The sequence below is a fragment of the Bacteroides cellulosilyticus genome, from assembly GCF_020091405.1.
In the GTDB taxonomy this organism is placed as follows: Bacteria; Bacteroidota; Bacteroidia; order Bacteroidales; family Bacteroidaceae; genus Bacteroides.
This window is the reverse complement of record NZ_CP081903.1, coordinates 5,374,104-5,391,215: the sequence shown is the minus strand read 5'-3', so window position 1 is coordinate 5,391,215 and position 17,112 is coordinate 5,374,104. Positions and strand designations below refer to the sequence as shown.

17 protein-coding genes are annotated in these 17,112 nt (G+C 44.6%); 4 read left to right on the top strand and 13 right to left on the bottom strand.

What is annotated here, in order from left to right:
- Positions 1-49: 49 nt before the first annotated feature.
- Genes K6V21_RS20485 through K6V21_RS20475 form a run of 3 tightly spaced genes read right to left on the bottom strand, consistent with a single transcriptional unit; the run spans position 50 to position 1,097 of the window.
- Positions 50-463, bottom strand: a complete 414-nt coding sequence (locus tag K6V21_RS20485) for an N-acetylmuramoyl-L-alanine amidase (protein ID WP_217715750.1) — start codon at positions 461-463, stop codon at positions 50-52.
- A gap of 2 nt (positions 464-465) precedes the next feature.
- Complete coding sequence (locus K6V21_RS20480) at positions 466-573, bottom strand: smalltalk protein (RefSeq protein ID WP_217715749.1); 108 nt, start codon at positions 571-573, stop codon at positions 466-468.
- 44 nt (positions 574-617) lie between these two features.
- Positions 618-1,097: a DNA-binding protein gene (locus K6V21_RS20475; protein ID WP_217715748.1), complete on the bottom strand. Its 480-nt coding sequence runs from the start codon at positions 1,095-1,097 to the stop codon at positions 618-620.
- A gap of 220 nt (positions 1,098-1,317) precedes the next feature.
- Between K6V21_RS20475 and K6V21_RS20470 the strand changes: the two genes are divergently transcribed.
- The gene (locus K6V21_RS20470) at positions 1,318-1,536 is read left to right on the top strand and encodes a DUF4248 domain-containing protein (RefSeq protein WP_217715767.1); all 219 of its coding nucleotides are present in this window, start codon (positions 1,318-1,320) and stop codon (positions 1,534-1,536) included.
- Positions 1,537-1,748: 212 nt separating this feature from the next.
- Here K6V21_RS20470 and K6V21_RS20465 read toward each other — a convergent pair whose 3' ends face one another.
- From K6V21_RS20465 to K6V21_RS20455, 3 genes are read right to left on the bottom strand one after another with little or no spacing between them, the layout of a single operon-like run.
- Positions 1,749-3,557 (bottom strand): DUF3987 domain-containing protein, encoded by a 1,809-nt coding sequence (locus K6V21_RS20465; RefSeq protein WP_224319710.1) that lies wholly within the window; start codon positions 3,555-3,557, stop codon positions 1,749-1,751.
- A gap of 34 nt (positions 3,558-3,591) precedes the next feature.
- Positions 3,592-4,221 (bottom strand): BT4734/BF3469 family protein, encoded by a 630-nt coding sequence (locus tag K6V21_RS20460; RefSeq protein WP_224319709.1) that lies wholly within the window; start codon positions 4,219-4,221, stop codon positions 3,592-3,594.
- Positions 4,222-4,274: 53 nt separating this feature from the next.
- Positions 4,275-4,724 (bottom strand): hypothetical protein, encoded by a 450-nt coding sequence (locus K6V21_RS20455; protein WP_224319708.1) that lies wholly within the window; start codon positions 4,722-4,724, stop codon positions 4,275-4,277.
- 369 nt (positions 4,725-5,093) lie between these two features.
- Here K6V21_RS20455 and K6V21_RS20450 point away from each other — a divergent pair, with 369 nt between their 5' ends.
- From K6V21_RS20450 to K6V21_RS20440, 3 genes are all read left to right on the top strand, one after another.
- Positions 5,094-5,450: an HNH endonuclease signature motif containing protein gene (locus K6V21_RS20450; RefSeq protein WP_224319707.1), complete on the top strand. Its 357-nt coding sequence runs from the start codon at positions 5,094-5,096 to the stop codon at positions 5,448-5,450.
- Between the two features lie 2 nt (positions 5,451-5,452).
- On the top strand, positions 5,453-6,376 hold the full coding sequence (locus tag K6V21_RS20445) for an AAA family ATPase (RefSeq protein ID WP_224319706.1): 924 nt from the start codon (positions 5,453-5,455) through the stop codon (positions 6,374-6,376).
- Positions 6,377-6,666: 290 nt separating this feature from the next.
- A complete protein-coding gene (locus K6V21_RS20440; protein ID WP_224319705.1) occupies positions 6,667-8,229 on the top strand; it encodes an ATP-binding protein in 1,563 nt (520 codons plus the stop codon).
- A gap of 62 nt (positions 8,230-8,291) precedes the next feature.
- Here the strand turns inward: K6V21_RS20440 and K6V21_RS20435 are convergent, their stop codons facing one another.
- The 7 genes from K6V21_RS20435 to K6V21_RS20405 all read right to left on the bottom strand — a co-directional run bounded on the left by K6V21_RS20435 (position 8,292) and on the right by K6V21_RS20405 (position 17,034).
- Positions 8,292-9,077, bottom strand: a complete 786-nt coding sequence (locus tag K6V21_RS20435) for an N-acetylmuramoyl-L-alanine amidase-like domain-containing protein (protein ID WP_224319704.1) — start codon at positions 9,075-9,077, stop codon at positions 8,292-8,294.
- Between the two features lie 88 nt (positions 9,078-9,165).
- Positions 9,166-12,381, bottom strand: coding sequence for a glycoside hydrolase family 2 TIM barrel-domain containing protein (locus K6V21_RS20430; RefSeq protein WP_224319703.1), 3,216 nt, complete (start codon positions 12,379-12,381; stop codon positions 9,166-9,168).
- A gap of 16 nt (positions 12,382-12,397) precedes the next feature.
- On the bottom strand, positions 12,398-13,267 hold the full coding sequence (locus tag K6V21_RS20425) for an alpha/beta hydrolase (protein ID WP_044267678.1): 870 nt from the start codon (positions 13,265-13,267) through the stop codon (positions 12,398-12,400).
- A 10-nt stretch (positions 13,268-13,277) separates the two neighbouring features.
- On the bottom strand, positions 13,278-15,269 hold the full coding sequence (locus K6V21_RS20420) for an OPT family oligopeptide transporter (RefSeq protein ID WP_007213898.1): 1,992 nt from the start codon (positions 15,267-15,269) through the stop codon (positions 13,278-13,280).
- 135 nt (positions 15,270-15,404) lie between these two features.
- Entirely contained in the window at positions 15,405-15,800 is a 396-nt protein-coding gene (locus K6V21_RS20415; protein ID WP_044267682.1) for a DUF1573 domain-containing protein, read from the bottom strand.
- A gap of 267 nt (positions 15,801-16,067) precedes the next feature.
- The gene (locus K6V21_RS20410) at positions 16,068-16,790 is read right to left on the bottom strand and encodes a precorrin-2 C(20)-methyltransferase (RefSeq protein WP_224319702.1); all 723 of its coding nucleotides are present in this window, start codon (positions 16,788-16,790) and stop codon (positions 16,068-16,070) included.
- Positions 16,791-16,875: 85 nt separating this feature from the next.
- On the bottom strand, positions 16,876-17,034 hold the full coding sequence (locus K6V21_RS20405; RefSeq protein ID WP_224319701.1) for a hypothetical protein: 159 nt from the start codon (positions 17,032-17,034) through the stop codon (positions 16,876-16,878).
- Positions 17,035-17,112: the final 78 nt, after the last annotated feature.

The following is a 17,112-nucleotide window of genomic DNA, read 5'->3' as shown; positions in this document are numbered from 1 at the left end:
GGTTGTTTTCTGTAGAACTCATTTCTCTGAAATAAGCATATAGGGGACTTTACAGCCCCCTATATTCCCTTTCCGCATTGAAGCAAGGACAAGGTTTCATGGGATTCAGATCATGATGACCCACAATCAGAGCGTGTGGAAAGATGCGCTTCAGTTCGCGCAGCAGTGCAAGCAGCGAAGCTTTTTGCTCTAAGGTGCGAGTGTCGGATGGCTGACTGTCGGCATCCAAACCTCCTTCATAACAGATACCGATGGAGTGCCGATTATGATTGAGGCAATGCGCACCAACTTTTTCCGGTGGGCGGCCACGGTGAATCTCACCGTCACGAGTCACGTAGAAATGGTAGCCGATGTCACTGAAGCTGCGGTGGCGAATGTGGTCGCGGCGGCAATCCTCGAAGCTCAGGTCCACGCCCTGAGGCGTGGCCGAGCAATGAATAATGAGTAGGGTAATCGTGCGCATGTCTACTGGCAGGCGCCTAACCCTAAAGCTCCCGCAATGGCGGTGGCTACGGTGATGATTACTTTGAGGACAATGCCCCATACGTTTTTTGACCTTCTTTCTTCGTTCATGAGAGATAAAGATTTATAGTTTATGATTTATGCGAATGCGGGGGTTATCCCAATGGATTTTCATCGAGCCCACCGCCTCCTCCGGAACCACCGCCGGGAGTGTTGCCGGATGAGCTGCCTTCCACGGTGTACATGGAAGCCTCCTTCATTTGCCCTTCCAGATTAATCTGAGCATTGCTCAGCTCACCCGTGGCACGGGCGCGGAGTTTCAACCCCTTTACGTTATTAGCCAATGAGAAGTCGGCGGCAGATTTTGCGCCTTTTTGGCTGACAATCCCTACGGAGAAAATTGCCAGATCATCCATTTTTACATTCTTGCCATCCAGAATCAGTTCCTTGGTGCAGGAAACCATGTCTGTCAACACTCCCTTGATGACACCACTCGAGTAGGGAGTATTGTGGTTGGACATGTGTTTGGCAAGTCTCTCAATGTCGAAAGTCTCTTCAATTACGGGACGCGCATACCAGAGACCTTTCAGCGGGCTGTTTTCGCCCGTCACTTGATACTTTTTGTAACGAATCATAGTTTGATAGATAATTTAAATGATTAAACAATTATAATTTAAAAGATTCACGATGTTGAACTCAACTGTGCAAAGGTAATACTGAGGGTATAGGCGTTTGTCACTTTCGGACTCTTAGAGTCGATTTAGGTCTGTTTTAGTCTGTTATTTACATATATATCTTTGATAATGTCATGATTTATGTCTATCTTTGATGAAATATAACACAGGAATATCAGATATGAACTCTTTTGAAATCCGTACCTATGGGCGTACAGAATTAGCCCAACTCTATTGTCCCGATCTCTGTCCGGAGGCTGCTTACCGTAAGTTGAAACATTGGATTGATCTTTATCCCGGTTTGCGTGACGGTCTGTCCGCCCTGGGGCTTTCTCCCCGTTCACGCTCTTACACGCCCGCCCAGGTGAGCCTGATAGTAGGCGCACTGGGGGAACCCTGAGGCTACGCTTGGACATCGTAAAGGTGAGCTTGAGTGTAGTAGAGGTTGACTTGAGCGGTGTAAAGGTGAGGTTGGGCAGCGCAAAGGAGAACGGGGGATTGGTACAGTTGGTACAGAAGTTCATCGGTCTTCTGGCACACACACACACGTGCGCACGCATGCGTTTTATATTATAGCGCACGTTGTTATATCAAGGTTTTTGATAAGTTATATCAGGGCTTTTGATAAGTTCCTTTTCCATCCATATTCTCCACCAGCCCGTTTTTCAGCATTCGTTTCAGCCAAGTTGAAGCGGTGGCGTTTTTTATGCCCATCTCTTCAGCCTTTTGCAGGAATTCAATCCGTGTAAATCTCTTTTTCATGCACTGCACCAGTGCGTCCCGGTCGGCATTGCCCCGACGGGTTACTTCGGTGGCGGGCAGGAAGGAAAGGATATGGGTGGCGTGGCGATATAGACATTCGGCCATCGACAGCACGGCGTGGAAATCATCTTCAGTGATGTCGAGGTCCCATAAGCTTACGATGTGGTCTTTCAGATTATCGGCAGAAGTGCCGGGATCGGGCGAAAGGTGTGGTGACGTGGCTATATCTCCACTTTCAAGCATACGCAGCATGGCCACCACTTCCATGATGCGGCAGATGTTGATAGCCAGACGTGCCACGCTGCCCGACATTTCGCTGCCGTTTGTCAGTTCGGAGCGGGTGAAGAGTTGGGAGAACAGCCGGTTGAATTCCTCTTTCTGGCCGTCGGAGAGGTGTAGGGTGAAAATTCCTCCCATATAGATGTTTTTCAGCTTTTCTTTCCATTCCACCCCCATCTTGGTGAAGGGTTCTTCCAAATTCCGGTCGTTTCGGTCGAACTGGTTTTGCCATTGTCGTATGGAGGGCATGTAGTAGAAAATCTGTCGTGAGAAAAGCCCGTTTTCGGCAGTAGGTATCAGTGACTTCACTTGTGAGGGAGTGCCGGATATGAGTACTGAGAGATACGTTTTTTTTACTTCCCGGTATTCCCTGTCGGTGCGTCGGTTGTAGTCCACCCGTTCATGGTCGAAAGCCTTTCGCAGGGTATCGCTCCAGTGTCCGTAGTCCGAGCCGATGGCGGAGGATATGGTGTCGGCTTCGTTTTCGCATATCAGTCCGATGCCATCAGAGTCCATCAGATTTTGCAGGATGCCCGTTCCCGTGTTGTTTCCTGGGATGAGGAACATTTTGTTGGGCGGCAGTGTCGGAACCTCAGCTTTCGCCCGTTCTTTTCCCAGTGCGTCGTACTTTGCCTTGTCGCGTTGGTAGCATGCCATTCTTTCTGCCACCTGCTTGCGTATCTCATCGTGAAAAGGTTCTACCAGCAGGCGTACCAGCGACAGGACTCCTTTTCCGGATGCGGAGTTGGCCGAAGTGAAAGTCTGCATGCAGGGCGATATCATCTTTCCTCCGTATGCGCACCGGACGTGCGGTCCCATGGTGGCTCCCAGTACGTTGAGTGTTCCCAGCAACAGGACGTCGCTCTGGGCATCGGAGGTGGCGCAACTCATGATGCGTTCCAGAGGATAAGGCCACCGGATGTTCTTGTCGAAAGTGGGCAGAGGAGACAGCGGAGCGCTGCCCGGCGAAGTCTCTTCTTCACAAGAGAAGTCATTTTTCTCTTGTGAGTACACCTCTTTCACGCGTGCGCGTGTGTGTGTGCCAGAAGGGGGGCGGACTTCTGTACCAACTGTACCAACGGTGCCTGGATTTTCATATTCGATTTTCACGCCGCACAGCTCTGCCAGATGGAAGGCGGTGCCTATGTGTACGTCGTTGTGTCCGTTTTTCAGGGCGTTGCTGAATAGTTTTTCTGCTGCCTGATGGTCATACTTTGATGAGAGGCTGCACAGGGCGAGAAAATCCTGACGCCCCGCCTCGCCGCAGTCGGTGGCGATGGCAAAGGCCAGTTGTATATACTCTTGATAACTGGGAGCGATGTCTGCTCCCGCATTTCTGACGGCTTCGGTCAGGAGGTGCAATGAAGATAGTGGTTCCATTGGTTTTTGTAATTTGTAATTCGTAATTTGTAATTTATTTGTTGTCATTTTCAGTTCTTATCAACGCTTCCGGGTCATGGCACAGGAAACAGGAGCGTACGAGGTCTTTTCCTGAGGTATCCACTCCTTTACCCGAATTCCGGTGGTCGGTGTCGTACATGCAGTGTACATAGCTCATTGCCCAGCGGATTCCATCTGTGGCGCTTTGTCCGGGTGCGCAGGGCACGAAGGCTTTCACGCCCTTTCCGGTGGGACTGATGAACACTAACACCGGGTGTAGATAGGGATCTTCGAATAATAGTTGGCGCAGCTTTTTGGCTTCCTCGTTGGATTCGAGATGGTCTACGTCCACTACTACGAGTCCGGACGTTTCTTCTATACAGTCGCTCCTGCGTCGGGTGAAGACTCCGCACGGGGTCACGTAAGGCAGTGTCTGCTGCTTCAATAGGCGGCAGACACTGTCGTCACCCTGCTGTACGGCGTTTCGTACATCGAGAGTGAGTGCGGCAAGTTTCGCGTTTGAAGTGACCAACTTGTATACTTCGCTGAGTTCCACTGTGCGTAGTGGGGTCAGCGTGGCATTTTTCACGATCCTTCCGGTTGCTTTGTCCTTTATCGGAGAGATAGGGGGCATGAATAGCGACATTCTAAAAGAGTTTTCCATTGCGTTGTTTTTAAATTTCGTGCAAAGGTCGCCTCTTTCTTTGGAATGAACTATTATGGATTTAATGTCACGTCATATCCATAAGGATCTATGTTTTCCGTATCTTCCATTTTTATCACTGCCCACACTTTACTTAGTTCTGTCCTTAAACTGCTTAATTTCAGTGGGGTATCTTTCCCTTTATCCTGTTTTAATATATCTCCACTTGCAAATAAATGTGCTGCTAAATCATTGATTGTCTCGATTCCGAGTCCTCTATAAGCTCCTAATTTGAAGGCTCTGAGGATGCCTACGTATACGTAGGTGTTAATTCCGAAATATTTCCGTTCCGCCAGCCATTCTTCCTCAATAAAGCTGACATCACTTACTGCTTTTCTACTTGTATTTCTTTGCTTTACAGTACTATAGGTCTTATTTGTTTGACTAGACCGTTTTAGCCATTCATTTTTTTTATACTTTCCATTTGGTTTATATATTGATTGTTTATTAACTGATATTTGCAATGTTTAAAAAAACGCAAAAGTATAAGATAAAGATGAAGGGTGAAAATAAATTATGCAATAAGTGAAAAAGAAGTTGCTTTTTTGATGGTAAGTTGTTGATGTGTAGCTGTTTTGTATACGTTTTTTGAGTGCGAAAAACATTTGTTTAATGTGTACAAAGATAAATGTGTTTTTTAACTGACAAAATGTTTGATGAAAAATATTATTGTAATGTCTGCTTTATGAATAAATATTTTGGATTACATCAATCAGCATGAAAAATCAATAAATGGATGTTGTTTGATTGTTATATGCTTGCGGATTTCTGATTGAGAAACTTGTTCTTGTATACAAATTATTCTATCTTTGCACAAACATGAAGGTTCTGCAATGGATGAAGATATAAAGTTATTGGTGTGGAAGAAGGCCCGTTCTGTGGATGGTTTGGATGATTCCATGTTTCGCAAAGATGCTTGCGGAGCATTGATTATGTGGGATAAATTTGGGAAAAATAATCCTTTCGGATGGGTTATTGATCATATACTACCAATATCATTAGGCGGTGATGATAATTTACTGAATCTAAGGGCATTGCACTATAAAAATAATCTAAGTAAAGCCAGTGATTACCCTTCGTATACTGCGTCTGTGAAATATGATGGACGGGAAAACGTTATGGATGAACGAAATCTTACTGTTAATAAGAAACTGCGTGAAAAACTAAAGCAGCTTTATAAAAATGCTTGAATATGCTGAAAACCATCTCTATAGAATCATTGTTTGATATTTATTCCTATACATTGGATATAAAGCCGGACGAGGTACCTCTTCGTTTTATAACAGGACCTAACGGATATGGAAAAACAACGATCCTGAACATTCTGAATGCGTTATACACGGGTAAAATACGTGAACTGGCAGTTATTCCTTTTAAGCATTTACAGCTTACGTTTGATGATGGTTATGAAGTTACTGTAGCACAGCTGCGTGATTATACTATTGACGAGGATGCTGATGAATCATCGTTAACCAATGTACATTTGGATATAGAATTCAGAAAGAGCGGAAATGAGCGGTCTCTCTATTCTATAAGGTGGGATACTGGCGGTGAAGAAGATTTAGGGAATTTAGGACTATCTTTATATTTTACTTCCCATCCCCTTTATTATATTCGGGATGGCCGTGTGCAAACTCCAGATGGTGTACCTACTGTGAGGAAACATGTAGATATACTAAAAGAGTTGTTGAGGGAAAATGCAAATTCGGAGAATCAGTCGTTTCGCGAACGCTTGAAAGTATTCAGTGATATTATTGAAAAGTCTGCTTTTGCCCATAAAACAATGCAAATTGATCTGCGTTATGGTTATCGTTTTATAGCCGATAATGAAGAACGTACTATTCTTGCTGTAGACAAGCTCTCTTCCGGAGAGCAACAAATGCTTATCATGGCTTTTGAATTGCTGTTTATGGCTCCTGATGACTCATTGGTGTTGATAGATGAACCGGAAATTTCATTTCATCAGATGTGGCAAGTGGATTATTTAGCCAATCTGCAATCAATCATGGCATTGAGAAATTTGCAATGTATTGTAAGTACTCATTCTCCACAGATTTTTAATATGAATTGGGACTTGAGTGTCGATTTGTATGAACAATCTCAGGCTAATCTCTAAGTAAACATGCCGCAATCTTTCAATGTATGCTCAATGTCTATTCACAGGGAGATTTTTTCTCCACCAATTTATATTGTAATATAAATACCTGGGCAAGGGAACGTGGGCTTGAAGTATCATAGAAACGTCTAAAGTTTATTTCGTAAGCACTCAATTGTAAGCAGTCATTTTAGGCTTTTACAGGTCTAAAATGACTGCTTACATTGTATATGGCGAAATCTTCATCGTCATTCATCTTATTTTTGAAATATAAATTGTACCTTTGTCATACACCAATTAAGCTTTAGTGAATGGAACAGATACGTAAACTGCCGATAGGCATACAAACTTTTGATAAACTGCGTGAGGAGAATTTTCTTTATGTAGATAAAACGGTTATGATTTACCAAATAGTATCTACTTCTATTCCTTATTTCCTAAGTCGTCCGCGTCGATTTGGCAAAAGCCTGCTTCTTTCTACCTTTGAAGCTTATTTCCAAGGGCGTAAAGACTTGTTCCAAGGTTTAGCCATTGAAAAGTTAGAAACCAAATGGGAACAATATCCTGTGCTACATCTTGACTTGAATGCCCGGAAATATGAGACCGCTGCTGATTTGGTAGCTATGCTTAATCAGTATTTAGAAAAGTGGGAATTACTCTATGGTTCAGAGAAAAAAGATCGTAGTCCGGAAGAACGTTTTGCTTATATAATAGAGCAGGCATGTATACAGACAGGAAAACAAGTGGTTGTCTTGATTGATGAATATGACAAACCATTGCTTCAAGCCATCTTGGATGAGGGTTTGCTGGATGAGTATCGGAAAATATTGAAAGCATTCTATGGCGTTTTGAAAAGTGCAGACCGTTATCTTCGTTTTGTTTTCCTCACCGGAGTAACAAAGTTTGCCCAAGTAAGCGTGTTCAGTGACTTGAATCAACTGAATGATATCAGTATGAAATCTCCCTATGCAGCACTGTGTGGCATTACCCGAGAAGAGTTGCAGCAGACCTTTCTTCCGGAACTGGAGCGTCTTGCCAAACGGAGAGGGAGATCGTTGCAAGAAGTGATTGATTTAATGGAATGCCAATACGATGGTTATCATTTTCATCCGGAAGGTGCAGGGATGTTCAATCCGTTCAGTGTGTTGAATGCATTCGATGCGGAAGAATTGGGTTACTATTGGTTTCAGACCGGAACTCCTACTTATTTGGTTGATTTGCTGAAGCAGAGCGATTACGATATACGTTTATTGATAGATGGGGTAGAAGTGTTAGTTTCTGCTTTCTCTGAATATCGTGCGGAATCGCGAAATCCCCTTCCAATGATTTACCAAAGTGGTTATTTGACTATTAAGGGGTATGATGATGACGTGAAGCTATATACTTTAGGTTTTCCAAACGATGAAGTCCGTTATGGTTTTCTGAATTTTCTGGTGCCCTACTATACAAATGTATCTAATGATGAATCCGGTTTTCATATTGCTAAGTTTATGCGTGAATTGAAGAGTGGCGATGTGGAGGCATTCGTAGAACGTCTGAAGATATTCTTTGCAGGGATTCCGTATGAGTTGAGTGATGATACAGAACGTCATTATCAGGCTATTTTTCATGTAGTGTTTACTTTGCTGGGGCAATTCATCCAATCAGAAGTGCGTAGTAGCCGCGGCCGTGCCGATGCTGTGGTTCATACCCCTCACGTCATCTATGTTTTTGAGTTCAAATTGGACGGTACAGCTGAAGCTGCATTGAAACAAATTGAAGAAAAGGGATATTTGATACCTTACACGTTGGATGGCAAGAGGCTGGTGAAAGTTGGGGTGAATTTCAGCAAAGAAACACGGAATATTGATGAATATATTATCGTAGAGGAATAGAATTAAGAAAGGCGATGAAGATTTAATCTTCATCGCCTTTCTTATATATCATATTGGAATTTTTACTTCTTCATTCTCAGCACTCTAATTCCCGTCCAATTATCATTGCTTTGCAACATCTGTCCCAGAGCAACCTTAGAAACCACCACTTTCTTCTCTTTAGAAGAGGCATGCAACAAACAAAGTTTACCATCAATATAGAAAGCAATGCCCATGTGAGCTACATCCAATCCCGGAGTATTAGTCGTAATGGCAATAATATCTCCATTCTTAATCCAAGGCAGACCGTTGAACGGCAACTGATCCTGGGGAACATAATGAAATTCCTGACCATTCAATGACTTCTCGATCTCTTTCATTTTTGCTACATTCTCCGGAGAATTATTCAACTGCTTATACTGTTCCGGATGAGAAGACATGTAGGAAAGAGAAACTTTCTGGGTGTATGGGCTGTAAGCTGTTGTTACGTCTTCCAGGAAACCGTTGCGAACACCATTGTTTACCCAGTCTGCAATGTAGTGCAGGCGTGAAGGATAACCGTTGATTTTTCCATCACGGTAGCGGATCTTCTGCAGATTGGTAGCGAAATCTCCTTCAGCTACCTGTCCGTCTTCGGTAGGAGAGAGAGCCATAGCAAGAGTATATTCTACAAAAGTGGTGCAGTCTACTTCATCACAATTGATGATAAGTTCTTCTTCACCATCAGTAACTTCCAACGTATGTGCTACGTAAGGAATATCCAGAAAATTTATTCCATTGTTCAGCATGGCGTTGTCTTTTTCGTCTGTCTGAGCGCTGACAGTAGCTACACAAAGCGCACTGAACAGGAGTGTAATCATTGTTTTCATTGTTCTTTCGTTTTTTAATATAAATAAAAAAAGATGTCGCAAAAGTACGACATCCTTTTCATAAATCCTTAATTTGGACAGATTAAATTTAATATTGATAGATTAAATTTTTGTAATCCGCCTTTTTGTCAAATGGTACGATGGAGAAGCCGTATTCAATGGCGTTTTCTACACCGGGACGAATCAGATACGGTTCGTGCGCTATAGCTCCCCAACTATTATCACCACCTACACCCATCATACGATAGTCAATGAACATGTCTACTTGCTTCACTGGTTGCGGATCGGTGAGATGACGATGATTCGTTTCGTTGGTACGTGGAGCACCATTGTTGATCGTTTCGCCGCTGTCCAGACTTTCAAGCAGATAGTTGGAAGCATTCAGTTCAAACGTACGGTCGGCTATGAAGAGTAAACCGGCTTTTTGCTTAGTGGTGAGTGCACACCAGTAAATATCCGTACGATGCTCATTTTCTTGCGGACGGATGTAGGGTTCGTACAAGTCCTTTATCGGAGTAGTATATTCTCCTATAAACTGGGAAGTGCGACGATCACGGTAGTTCTCTTCCGGACCACGACCGTAGTAAGTAAGATCATTGAATGTTTCCGATAATTGCATACGCAAACCTACACGGGGTATCATCGGAGTTTCCGTGCCTTCGGCTACAAAGCGATTATCCACTTTGATAATGCCATTGGCAAAGACTTTATAGGTAATTTCCCACTGCGCATCTACCTGCGGAAAACGATAGGTAACCTTTACAATGGACTTGCCGCCATCTTTAGAAACATTGAACGATTCTGCCTTAGGTGCCTGGTAACTGGCCTCGCGCCATGCTTTCAGGCGAGTGGGAAGTTTTGCTCCGTAATCATTATCGGTAGGTGCACGCCAGAAGAAAGGTTGCGGACCTTGACCGTTATGGATATACTCTTGTTTCTTATAGATATAAGAGGTCAGTAAGCCGCTTTGTTTATCAAATGTAGCCTTGAAATCATCACCGCTGAAAACAACCTGTGAAAAGACTTCATCTACTTTAGCGGGATCCATGCGTACCACTTCTTTCTTAAAGAACGGGTGAACATAAGTTTGTTCACGTGCGATTACCGTGCCAACCGGTAAGAAAGGTTCTGCCTTACGTATGGTTGCATAGAATTCGATGCGTACATCTCCCGTAGTATTCTTTTCTTTAGGAATACCTTGCAGGAATGCGCTGGTAGCCGTCTTACCCGGAGCAGCATTGATGTTATCCATTTTGCCCTTATAAATTTCTTTTCCATGATCGCGAACGATGTAGTGGAAATCATATTTATTCAGATCAGTAAATGAGAAGTCATTGCGTATTTGCACCGTGCAGGTTTGCGGGTCGAACTTAATGAATTTAATGTTCTGATAAACCTTACCCATTTCAATAGTCTGGGGCTTTATACTGCGGTCGGGATAAACTACGCCATTGATGCAGAAGTTACCATCGGAAGGAGTTCCGGTATCGCCGTAGTCACCACCATAATTCCAGTATTTGCGTCCGTCACTGGTCTTGGCGGCAAAGCCTTGATCTACCCAGTCCCAGATGCAACCACCCTGTAATATCGGATATTTCTCAATCACATCCCAATAATCCTGGAAGTTGCCAAGACTATTACCCATAGCATGAGCATATTCACACAGGATAAGCGGACGAGTCATTTCCTTATTCTGGGCATACTTTTCAATAGATTGGGGAGAAGAGTACATCGGACAATAAATATCCGTATTCCATTCTAATCCGGCACGTTCGTACTGGATAGGACGGCTATCGAGCATCTTCAGAGTATTATAGGTAACGTAGAAGTTCAGTCCGTTTCCGGCTTCGTTACCCAGTGACCAGATGATTACAGACGGATGATTCTTATCGCGTTCGTACATATTCATGGTACGGTCGAGGTGAGCATTCATGAATAACGGATTGTTACCCAAAGTACCACCTACATTGAGGTTATAACCCATACCGTGGCTTTCAATGTTTGCTTCATCAATTACGTACATGCCATATTGGTCGCAAAGTTCGTAGAAGCGTTCCTGTTGAGGGTAGTGGCAAGTACGTACGGTGTTCACATTATACTTTTTCCAGAGTTCGAAATCCTTGATCATAAGATCTTCCGGAACGTAATGTCCTGTGTATTCATTATGCTCGTGTACATTCACACCTTTCACAAGGATAGGCACGCCGTTCACAAGCAGTTGCTTATCCTTAATCTCTATCGTACGGAAACCTACCTTGCAACTGGTAGCTTCTATTACTTCGCCATTGGTGCGTTTCAGGCTGATGACGAGTGTATAAAGATTAGGCGTTTCAGCTGTCCAATGCTTTACACCACGGAGGGTTTTCTTCGTGAACTCTACTTCGGTCTGATCACCTTCCACACGGGTAGAGGATTGGGTTACTTGCTGATCCTGGTCATCGAGTAAACGATAGGAAACTACATAAGGAGACTTAATATCACTTTCGTTCGTAAGCTTCACTTTCAGTTGCAGGATACCGTCCTTGTAATAAGGATCCAGCGGAGTCTCTACCTTGAAGTCTGCAATATGGATTTTGGGCGTGGCATAGAGATAGATATCACGCTCTATGCCGCTGATGCGCCAGAAGTCCTGACATTCCAGATAATTGGCATCCGAGAAACGGTGTACCTGAATGGCAATCATATTCTTGCCTTTTTTCACCATGGCGGTAACGTTGAAGCGGGCAGGAGTTTTGGCATCCTTGCTCATACCTACAAACTTGCCATTCATGTAATAGAAAGCAGCACCGCGCACACCATCTGCACTAAGGAAGATTTCTTTTCCATCCCAGTCATTACCTACAACGAAATCACGGCGATACGTACCTGTCGGATTCCAGTCTTTGGGTACATAAGGCGGATTAGGCTTGTCCCAATAAGGTTCGTAACCCTTGGAACAGAACTCGTAAGGCTGGTTGACGTAGATCGGAGTACCGAAGCCCTGTAACTCCCAGTTACCCGGCACATTGATGTCCGGCCAACGGTTTACCTCAGTACGCACATTCATGAAGTCGGTAGGACGGTCGGCAAAGTTCTCCACATAGTTGAACTTCCATTTCCCGTTGAGGGATAGGCGGCTGGCTCCGTTCGTCCGGTCGTTGATGATGGCGTTCTCTTCACTGTCGTAAGAAGTGAACGTACTTCGGGGAGCTTCTTTGTTGATACTGGTCAACTTCGGATTGGTCAACTGGTCGTAACGGTCCTCTTGTGCCTGAAGGGCCAAGGGCAGCAATGCGAGACAGGTGATAAAAGTCAGTTTTTTCATTGAGTTACTATATTAATTATTTTTTCTCGAATTTCACCCCGTCACGCAACCACTTCTCCAGTTCTTCTGTCCACTGGCGTTTGTAAGTGAAGTTATCGCGGAAGCCCCAGCCATGTCCGCCAATGGGGTAGATGTGCATGGATACGGGAACTTTCTGTTGGTTGAGAGCAAGGAAGTAGCCGATACTATTCATGGGCGGCACAGCGCCATCATCAGCAGAAAGTACGATGAAAGCTTGCGGAGAGCGGGGAGATACACGACGTTCCAGAGAATACGCATCTTCCAGTTCTTTGGTCGGGTTATCACCAAGAAGATTATTGCGCGAACCTCCATGAGTAATACCCGGTACCATCGAGATGACCGGATAAAGCAATATCTGAAAGTCCGGACGCGTTTCATCACTACTGTAAAGTGTAGAGAGAGAAGCGGCCAGGTGTCCTCCTGCCGATGCACCCATAACGCCTACCTGATTCGGATTGATACCCCATTCTTTGGCATGCTGGCGAATAATGCGGATAGCCTGTTCTGCATCTGAGAGGGGCACTTCGCGATTCCCGTTCGGCATGCGATATTTCAAAACGGCATACGTGATTCCCTGTGTGTTGAACCAGGATGCCATGTCATGGCCTTCGTGATTCATGGCCAGGCGGGCATATCCGCCGCCCGGACACATCAAGATAGTCATGCCATTTGGCTTTGCCGGGCGATAAACCGTGATGGTAGGATTAACGACATTGGCCACACGGCCGCCGTTCAAATCTTCCTGATCTCCTGTCAGGCCATTCGTATTAGGAGCACCGTTGGGCCACAAGGGTATCTCAACGGGCTTCTGAGCAGATAGCAGAGTTGACATAAACAGTGCTGTAATGAATAAAATTGTTCTCATTGTATTTCTATTATTTGGTTTTCATCGAAGCCTTGATGAAGTAAATTATCAGCAATGCATAAGCGCCCAATGCCAGTACTTCGGACCACGTATTGTTTACCCAGGCATCGTTCACCAGATTGATGCCTCCGAAACGCATTGCTGCACTGACTACGCCCATAAGCGCACCACCGGCAATGAAACCGGATGCCAGCAACGTACCCTTTTCGCCACGTTCTGCATTGAGAGCGGCATCTTTGCTACGGCTGGTTACGTACCAGTTCACAGCACCACCCACAACGAGAGGAATGTTCAGTTGTAACGGAATAAACATACCCAATGCAAATGCCAATGCGGGAATCTTGAATGCATTCAGTACGATAGCAAGTACTGCACCAATGCCGTAAAGCAACCAGGGAGCGCCTACGCCATTCATTAACGGCTCGATAACTGCCGCCATCGCATTAGCTTGCGGAGCAGCCAGTTGTCCGCTGGTAAATCCGTATGTCTTATTCAGGATAATCATTACACCACCTACGGTTGCAGCTGAAACAATCGTTCCGAGGAACTTCCAGGCTTCCTGTTTGGCGGGTGTACTACCCAGCCAATAACCGATTTTCAAGTCGGTAATGAAACCACCTGCCATAGACAGTGCCGTACACACAACGCCACCCATTACCAATGCGGCTACCATTCCTTCAGGACCTTTCAAGCCAACAGATACCATCACTACCGATGCCAGAATCAATGTCATCAGCGTCATGCCGGAAACCGGGTTCGTACCTACGATTGCAATGGCATTGGCAGCCACAGTCGTAAACAGGAAAGCGATACCTGCCACCAGCAGAATAGCTACCACAGTATGCAGCAAACTGCCTTGCATCACATCGAAGTAGAAGAATAAGAATACCAGTAACAGCGTTATAATAGAACCGATAGCAATAATCTTCATAGAAATATCGCGCTGAGTACGCTTCATGCTGGCTTCTACATTGGACTTTCCACCCATCTCCTTTGCTGCCAGTCCTACAGCACTCTTGATAATGCCCCACGACTTGATGATACCGATGATACCTGCCATAGCGATACCACCGATACCGATGCTCTTGGCATAATAATTGAAAATTTCTTCGGGAGCCATGCTGCCTACGGTAGCCACAATTGACGGATTCCACTGGTTCAGCACACTGTCACCCCAGATCATGGACATTCCCGGAATGATAATCCACCATACAGCCAGTGAGCCGGCACAGATGATAGAGGCATATTTCAGACCTACAATATATCCCAAACCGAGTACGGCCGCACCTGTATTCACTTTGAATACCAGTTTTGCTTTATCAGCCAGCATCTCACCAAAGCCGCATACGCGTGTGGTGAAATTTTCGTTCCACCAGCCGAATGTGGCAACGATGAAGTCATACAAACCTCCGATGATACCTGCCAGCAACAACGGTTTGGCTTGGCTTCCGCCTTTCTCGCCCGATACCAGTACCTGTGTGGTAGCTGTTGCTTCGGGGAAAGGATACTTGCCATGCATATCACTTACAAAATATTTACGGAACGGAATGAGGAAGAGAATGCCCAACACACCTCCCAATAGAGAACTGATGAATACCTGGGTGAAAGTTACTGTGATTTCTTCCGGATAAGTTTCTTGTAGAATGTATAAGGCGGGCAGGGTAAAGATGGCACCTGCCACAATAACGCCGGAACTGGCGCCGATGGATTGGATAATGACATTTTCTCCTAACGCATTCTTACGTTTTGCTGCGCCTGATACGCCCACGGCAATAATTGCAATAGGAATGGCTGCTTCGAACACTTGTCCTACTTTCAATCCCAGATAGGCTGCCGCAGCCGAAAAGAGGATAGCCATAGCGATACCCCATAATACAGACCAGAGGTTAACTTCCGGGTACTTCTTGTCAGGGCTCATCAACGGGTTGTAGACCTCGCCCGGTTTCAGTTCACGGAACGCATTTTCCGGCAGACCGGTCAATTTCTCTTCTTCTTGTTTCATAGTTTCTTAATTGCTTTTATGTTTTATAGTTATTATGTCGTCAATTAATTGTTTATTTTATCCAAATCAGCTTCAAAGAAAGCAAAAAAAAAGGAGAATTGAAAAATTCTCCTTTATTCTTATATATAAAGATGCTTATTTTGCATCTTTCGGTGTCATATCTCCTTCTACAAAGAGTCGCATCATTTCTGTTTTGGCATTCGTGCGCAAAGTGATGGACTTTTTGAAGTGTCCCGGATACTTGCCTGTTCCGTTGTAAGTAATCTTAACGGTTCCGGTTTTGCCCGGCAATACGGGTTCCTGAGTATATTCGGGAACTGTACATCCACAGGAAGCTACGGCTTGATGTATAACCAGCGGAGCATCGCCCACATTGGTGAATGTGAATACACAACTTACTACCGGATCATTTTCAGAAAACGTACCGAAGTTATGTGAGGTCTTATCAAACTTAATATCAGCTTTCCCCTGTGCTGAAACGTAACCAATGCTCAGAACGAGCATAAACATATACAATGCAAGTTTTTTCATGTCTATTTCTCTTTTTAAGTTTACAATCGGGACAAAGGTAGTGCATTTTCGGAAAAATTGTGTTTATTATGTGCGAAATAGTATTAAATCAGAAATTTAGACCAATATCCGGGTCTGCACCGTACCCGCTCCGTGTCTGGTCCGTGTCAAGGCCGTATCTGGTCCAAACGTATGGATACGGAGCTAATACGGAGCCAATACGGAGCTGATACGGCTTTGGTACGGTTCGGGTAATAAAGAGGGAGAGAAACAGAACAAAAACTTTTCTTATTCTTTATGTATGTTTTCTTGTCGGCGAATGATAAGTATTGAAAAATAGGGGAAGGTACGCTCATCAATCAGCGGGATGTCATTTAAATATATTTCATTTTCAGTCCCTACGTTTTCAAAATAATGGTAAGCATACTCAGGATGCAGATGGATGCAACGGTGAACTTCGTCGGTGCATTGAGAGAGTTTCATGATGACGATGGTAGTCTTTTCCTGCATATACTTTTCTATTTCTTTAGCGGTTATGATGCCGGGAATGACGGTCAGCCGTTCTTCCTGACTGGCGATGTGAAGTCCTGCGCAAGCACCCGCTGCGATGAAAGCAGGAATACCGGCAATATGCCGCACGGGGATACCGTCAGCTTGTAGCTTATCAAAGATATAATGAACGGAAGAGTAGAGGCCGGCGTCTCCTTCGGCAACGATGCAGATTTTCTTATTCTCTTTATAAAGCTGTGCAGATGCGGTATACACTTTGTCATAAGCGGCAAGTGCCTGTTCCCGGTTCTTGCTCATGGGCAATGCGAAACGGGAGAGAAGTGTATCCGGAATATCCAGTGCGTGCAGTATATCGGCAGCACGTGATAAGGTACGTCCGTTTGTTGTGTGAGTTTCGGGACAGAAGATGCAATCGGCATTTTGCAGGGCTTTCAAGCCTTTCAGGGTGATAAGTTCCGGTTCTCCGGGGCCGAGGGATACGAATATGACGGGGTTGGACATGTTTGTTAGTGATTAACGGTTAGTGTTTGGTGATACATGAATAATGCTTACTGAAAAGCTGTGCAAAGATAACCAAAAACTAATCTTATCCCTTCATAATCCTCCTTATTTCCGCATCCAGTGAAGCTTTCTCCGGAATATGGAGTTTGGGTCTTAGCCGATAGCGTATCCTGGTGACGCTGGCGGAAGCTATACCTAATATCCGGGCTATTTCTTCCGTGGTCTGGTTAATCATGATGAGCATACACAACTTATTAAGAAAAGAATTCTAACTAAATCATTGCTTTCCCTTGCATCGCCCGATAAATAATGTATTTTTGTA